General features: G+C 68.3%; 6 protein-coding genes and 1 pseudogene. 3 read left to right on the plus strand and 4 right to left on the minus strand.

Annotation, left to right across the window (positions count from 1 at the left end):
- Window positions 1-514 (minus strand): annotated as a pseudogene (locus I73_RS12015) (cytochrome P450); the annotation flags it as partial.
- A 34-nt stretch (window positions 515-548) separates the two neighbouring features.
- A complete protein-coding gene (locus I73_RS12020) occupies window positions 549-1,352 on the minus strand; it encodes an SDR family NAD(P)-dependent oxidoreductase (protein WP_026096637.1) in 804 nt (267 codons plus the stop codon).
- 243 nt (window positions 1,353-1,595) lie between these two features.
- Here I73_RS12020 and I73_RS27590 point away from each other — a divergent pair, with 243 nt between their 5' ends.
- Together I73_RS27590 and I73_RS12030 are read left to right on the plus strand one after the other, a co-directional pair.
- On the plus strand, window positions 1,596-2,642 hold the full coding sequence (locus I73_RS27590; protein WP_234409488.1) for a LysR family transcriptional regulator: 1,047 nt from the start codon (window positions 1,596-1,598) through the stop codon (window positions 2,640-2,642).
- Between the two features lie 306 nt (window positions 2,643-2,948).
- Window positions 2,949-3,347 (plus strand): carboxymuconolactone decarboxylase family protein, encoded by a 399-nt coding sequence (locus tag I73_RS12030; protein ID WP_234409489.1) that lies wholly within the window; start codon window positions 2,949-2,951, stop codon window positions 3,345-3,347.
- A gap of 34 nt (window positions 3,348-3,381) precedes the next feature.
- On the opposite strand, the gene I73_RS12035 is transcribed toward I73_RS12030, so the two are convergent.
- Together I73_RS12035 and I73_RS12040 are read right to left on the minus strand one after the other, a co-directional pair.
- On the minus strand, window positions 3,382-4,314 hold the full coding sequence (locus I73_RS12035; RefSeq protein ID WP_022980840.1) for an NmrA family NAD(P)-binding protein: 933 nt from the start codon (window positions 4,312-4,314) through the stop codon (window positions 3,382-3,384).
- 41 nt (window positions 4,315-4,355) lie between these two features.
- Window positions 4,356-5,159 (minus strand): enoyl-CoA hydratase/isomerase family protein, encoded by an 804-nt coding sequence (locus tag I73_RS12040; RefSeq protein ID WP_022980841.1) that lies wholly within the window; start codon window positions 5,157-5,159, stop codon window positions 4,356-4,358.
- Between the two features lie 125 nt (window positions 5,160-5,284).
- Between I73_RS12040 and I73_RS12045 the strand changes: the two genes are divergently transcribed.
- The coding region (locus I73_RS12045; protein ID WP_026096639.1) for a hypothetical protein at window positions 5,285-5,495 on the plus strand (211 nt) is incomplete at its 3' end.

A 5,495-nucleotide genomic window follows, 5' to 3' on the forward strand; every position in this document is an offset into this window, starting at 1 on the left:
GCCAGCCCAGGAAGCGCTCGCGCTCGGACAGCGGCAGCTCCACGAGCCGCAGGAAGATCGTGATCGGGAAATGGCGCGCGAAGTCGGTCACGAAGTCGCAGCGCCCGGCGGATCGCACGCGATCGACGAGTTCGACAGCCAGCGCGCGGATGTCGTCCTTGAGGCGGGCCACGACCTTGGGCGAGAACGCCAGATTCAGGATGCGGCGGTAGTCGCCATGGCGCGGCGGGTCGAGCTCGATGGGCACGAAGGGCAGCGTCTTGGGCACGCGCGGAAGGGAAAACACCTCGTGCGAGAAGGTCTCGTGCTCGGTCTGGATCTGCCGGATCGCCTCGGCGCGTGTCGCGATCCAGTGGCCGCCGTAATAGGGGGTCCACACCACGTCCGGCCCCTCGTGCAGCCGTTTCCAGGCGAGGTGCGTGTCGATCTCGGCGCCGGGGATGCGGTTGAAGTCCCAGTCGATCACCAGGTGCGACGGAACATGGGGGGGTACGTGCTCGAGCTTCTCGTTCATGGGGTCTCCGTTTCTGCGATGCGTGGCCTGGCGCTCACGCCGAGAGGAAGCCGCCGTCCAGGACGATCGCCTGGCCGGTGATGTAGCGGCCGGCGGGGCCGGCGAGATAGAGGACGGCGCTGGCGATGTCGGCCCCGCTGCCCATGCCCAGCGGCAGGCGGCGCTGGGCGTCCACGGCGGGGCCGCTCAGCTGGTAGCCGGCCGCCATCGCCTGGCGGGTCTGGTCGTGGAAGCGGACCTTGCCGCCGATCGCCCCCGGCATCACGACATTGGCCAGGATGCCGTCCTTCGCGTGGTCCATCGCGGTCGTCTTCGTCAGCATCGTCACCCCGGCGCGCGCCGAGCCGTAGGCCTGGTTGCCATGGAGGACCGGGTGCAGTGCGCCCATCGTGGTGATGTTGACGATGCGTCCGCCCCCGTTGTCCAACATCAGCCGGACGGCCTCCCGCATGCACCAGAAGACCGAACGCAGGTTGACCGAGAGCATCGCGTCGAACAGCTCGGTGGTGGTCTCCAGCAGGGGCTGGTTGGCGGTGGCGCCGGCGCAGTTGACGAGGATGTCGAGATGGCCGTAGCGCGCGCCGACCTGGGCGAACAGCGCCTTCACCTGTGCCTCGTCCTCGATGTCGGTGGCGATGGCCTGCGCGCGGCCACCGGCGGCGACGATGCGTTCGGCCAGCGCGGCTGCGCTGGCGGCGTCACGGTCGGCAATCACGACGGTGGCGCCGGCATCGGCCAGCACGGGCGCGACGTCGACGCTTGACAGGGCGCCGCTGTCGGTGACGACGGCGACTTTGCCATCGAGCCCAAACATCTCGGTGAGCCGGAGTGTATTCATCAGAGGCCTTTCGCAGAGGAGCGCGTTCCGTCGATCAGGCGTGGCGAATGACACGGGCGATGCGGTCGTGCTGACCGACTGCTGCGGGCAGCATCGTTCTCCCGCGCCCAAGAAGGCCTATTGCTCGCTAGCATCAGAGAATCCTCGCGGGTCGCGGACCCCTTGTCTCCATCGGCCATCGCTGATGATGGTTCTTGTCTTGCCTTCATTGTTGGCTCCGCGCGGCGTTCACACTCATCACTCATGGCAACTTATCAAGTGAATTCGCTTCACCAATCCAAAGTGCGTGACCTGCAGAAATTGCTGCCTTTCATCCATGCCGTGCGCAGCGGCAGCTTCAACGGCGCAGCGCTCCAGTTGGAAGTGACGCCACCGGCCATCAGCAAGAGCATCGCGCGCCTCGAGGAGGACCTGGGCGTTCGCTTGTTCACGCGGACGACGCGCCGCTTGCATCTCACGGAGGAAGGGCGCGTGTTGTTCGATCGGGTCGACCCGCTGCTGGCGGGGATCGACGAGGCTGTGGCCAATGTCCGCGACGCGGGCACCGCGCCCCGCGGACTGGTGCGCATCTCGGTGACGCCGACCTTCGGCCGCTACTGCCTGATGCCGCTGATGGCCGACTTCGCGCGGCTGTATCCGGCGATCCGCCTCGAGGTCAGCTTCGACGAGGTCCCGCCCAGCCTGGTGGAATATGGGATCGACGTGCGCCTGCAGTACGGGCGCGGCCGGGAGACGACCCACATCTCGCGCCTGCTGTGCGAATACTCACTGGTCCTCGTCGCGAGCCCCGGCTATGCGGGGCGGCGCGGGCTGCCGGCGACACCGGAAGAACTCGACGCGCATGACTGCATCGGGATCCGCACGGCCGCGGGGCTGGCCGTGTGGGACCTGCAGCTCGATCCGGCGGCGCCGCAGGACGCTGCGCGGGGCGCCGCCCAGCGCCATGTGCACCATCCGCAGGGCTCGCTGACCGTGTCCGGGCAGTTGGACGCTAGCCTGATGGCCTCCCTGTGTGACGCCGGCATCGCGCCCAGTTGGGAGCTGATCGTCAAGCCCTACCTGGAGTCCGGGCGTCTCGTGCGGGTGCTTCCGCACTACCGGTTGCACACCGCACCGCACGACAAGCTGAGCATCTACGTCAACTATCCCCATCGGGAGCACCTGCCGGCCAAGGTGCGGGTCGTCCTCGATTTCCTGTACGCACGCTTCGACGGTCGCGGCGCCGGCGTCTCTCTCGTGGACGTGCGGCCGGAGCCGGGCGATGCGGTGCAGGCGCAGCCGGATGTCTGAGGGCCGCTCGAAGCGGTCCACGCCGCGGCAGTAGCGCACGAGGCAGTCGTGGATCTCCTGGCGGTCGAACAACTGCCCGACTTCTTTCGGAAGGGTGTATGGCATGGAAGGTCTCGCGTCGGTGAGGTCATTCATGGCTTGCTTATTTTTGAATATTGTTCGTAAAATAGAACAAGACGCATAGTGGTATGACGGCGTCCGCGAAATGGAAAGAGCACTTCGCGCCATCCCTGAAGAAGAGTCCAAGGAGGCAAGACCATGGCGGTTTCGAGCGACTTCGAACAGAGCGTGCACTACAGGAGGGGCGTGCAGCTGGTCACCGAGATGTTGGGTGAGCAGTTCGGTGCCGGCATTCAGGCCTCGGCGGCATCCGGGGGCTTCGCCGCGGACTGCGCGTCGATTGCGTTGCAGACGGCGTTCGGCTCGGTCTGGTCGCGGCCCGGGCTGCCGCGGCGCGAGCGCAGCCTGGTGACGCTGGGCATCCTGATCGGCACCGGAAAGCCCAACGAGTTGAAGAACCATGTGCGAGCCGGCCTCAACAACGGTCTGACCGTGGAGGAGCTTCAGGAAGTGCTGATCCAGGCCATCCCCTACTGCGGCTTCCCGGCCGTGGCCGAGGCCATCGAGGCCACCGTCGCCGTGCTGCGCGAACGTGGCCTGCTGGGCGAGCAGGTCAAGACGGCGAAGGATCGCGGCATGTTGTGAGGCGCGCCGTCGACCCGGGTGCTCGGCGCCTGGGTCAGGCGTCGACGAGGAGGGCCTCGCCGTGTCGGCGGGCCCAGCTGGCGAAGGCGGTCAGGGGGATGCCGCGGCGGCGGCAGGCGTCGATGTCGGCGCGGTAGCCCGCGAGGTTGGTCCACTCCTGCGAGCGGACCCAGCCGGGAAACAGCCCCGCGGCCAGCGCCTCCTGGGGCGACAGGGCCTGCGCCGCGACGCGGCGCCCGGTGACCTCGGACAGCGCCGCGGCGACTTCGCCCATCGTCAGGGCCTCGGCGGCGAGGTCGATGTCCTGGCGGTCGAATTCCGCAGGGCGCGCGAACGCGGCGGCGGCGAAGGTGCCGATGTCTTCGGCCGCGATCAGCTGCATGCGGGTCGACGGATGCAGCGCGGTGAGCAGGCGGCCCTCGCGCAAATGCGGAAACATGAACCGCGCCTTGGGCTGCGCGAAATTGTCCATCATGAACGCGGGCTTCAGCACGGTCCAGTGCGCGAAGCCGGCGGCGCGAACCGCCTGCTCGATGTCCCACTTGTCGGTCCAGTACTTCTCCGTCCAGCGGCCTTCTCCCCAGTGCGGGAAACCGGTGTGGCGTCCCGCTTCGCAGACCGAGGTGTGGACGAATTGCGCGACGCCGGCGCGGCGCGCGGCCTCGACCAGCGCGAAGCCGTGACGGCGCTCCCTGTCGGTGGGCGTCGCATCGGGGACCTGCACCGAGAAGACGCCCTCGACGCCGGCCAGTGCGGCATCGAGGCTGGCGGGGTCGCCGAGGTCGCCGCGGGCGAGTTTGACGCCGGAGGCGGCCAGCGCGCGCGCGGCGGGCGAGTCCGGATCGCGCACGAGTGCGCGCACCCTGCGTCGCGCCGCGCGCAGCGCACGCGCGGTGGCGCCGCCCTGGGCGCCGGTGGCCCCCGTCACGAGGAGGGGGCGATCGGTGGGTGTGGTGGGAGAGGTCATGGGGGGGCTCTTCATCAGCGGACCGGCCTCGCGTCAAAGCGTCATCGGTTGCGGAATGCGGGCGGGCGCTTCTCCACGAATGCTTTGCGCTTCTCCGCGGCGTCCTCCGACGACTGCGCGATGAAGACTGCGCGGGCCTCGATCTCGCAGGCCGCCTCTAGGCTGGCGACCCCCTGGTTCAGCCACAGTGACTGCTTGGTCAGCCACACGCCCAGCGGCACGTTGGCGCACATCGATTCGGCCAGCGCGCGCGCCTCGGCGAGGAGCTTGTCGTCGTCCACGGCGCGAAGCGCCAGGCCGATGCGTTCCGCTTCGTCGGCCAGCACCGGCCGCGCGGTCAGCAGGATCTCGGCCGCGCGCTGGGTGCCCACGGCGCGCGGCAGCATCCAACTCATGCCCAGTTCGTGACCGGTGCCGGCGTTGTGGATAGAGTTGACGAACTTGGCCGAGCGCGCCGCCAGGCACATGTCCGCGGCCAGCGCGAACGCGAAACCCAGGCCGGCCGCCGCGCCGTTGACGGCGGCGATCACCGGTTGGGGGATCGAGCGCATCAACAGCGGGATCTGCGCGATACGCGTGATCGAATGCTTGTTCAGGTAGGGCTTGCCCAGGTTCGCCTCCACCCATGGCGCGCTGCCGCCGGAGCGTAGGTCGTGGCCCGCGCAGAAGGCGCGGCCGGCGCCGGTGAGGATCACGACGCGCGTCTGCGCGTCGTGCCTCAGGCCTTCGAGCACGGCGATGAGTTCCTCGTACATCGCGAAGCTGAACGAATTCAGGGCGTCGGGACGATTCAGCGTCAAGACGGCGATGCCGTCCGGCGAGCGTTCGAAGAGGATGTCGGGCATGCGGGCTCCTGTGACTGTTTTGAATCGGCTTTGCGGAATCGAGCGTTTATATTATAGTACAGCGTTCACATATAGGATCTACTTTGGCGGCTGGTTGAGGCGCCGGACGGGCTGGAGACACCTGGATGAAGCAAGTCGAACCCTGGGACGATGCCCCTTTCCGGCCGGTGCGCCTGGGGCCGATTGATTGCGAGGTGCAACGCGGTGGCGACGGCACGCTGCGCATGCGCCTGAAGGAGCCGCTCGGCCCCTATCCGCGACGTTATACCGAGCGCCTCCTGCACTGGGCAGAGGCCACGCCGGACGCCGTCTTCCTGGCGCGCCGTCCGCCCGCCG

The organism is Ideonella sp. B508-1 (assembly GCF_000333615.1).
Lineage (GTDB): Bacteria > Pseudomonadota > Gammaproteobacteria > Burkholderiales > Burkholderiaceae_C > Ideonella.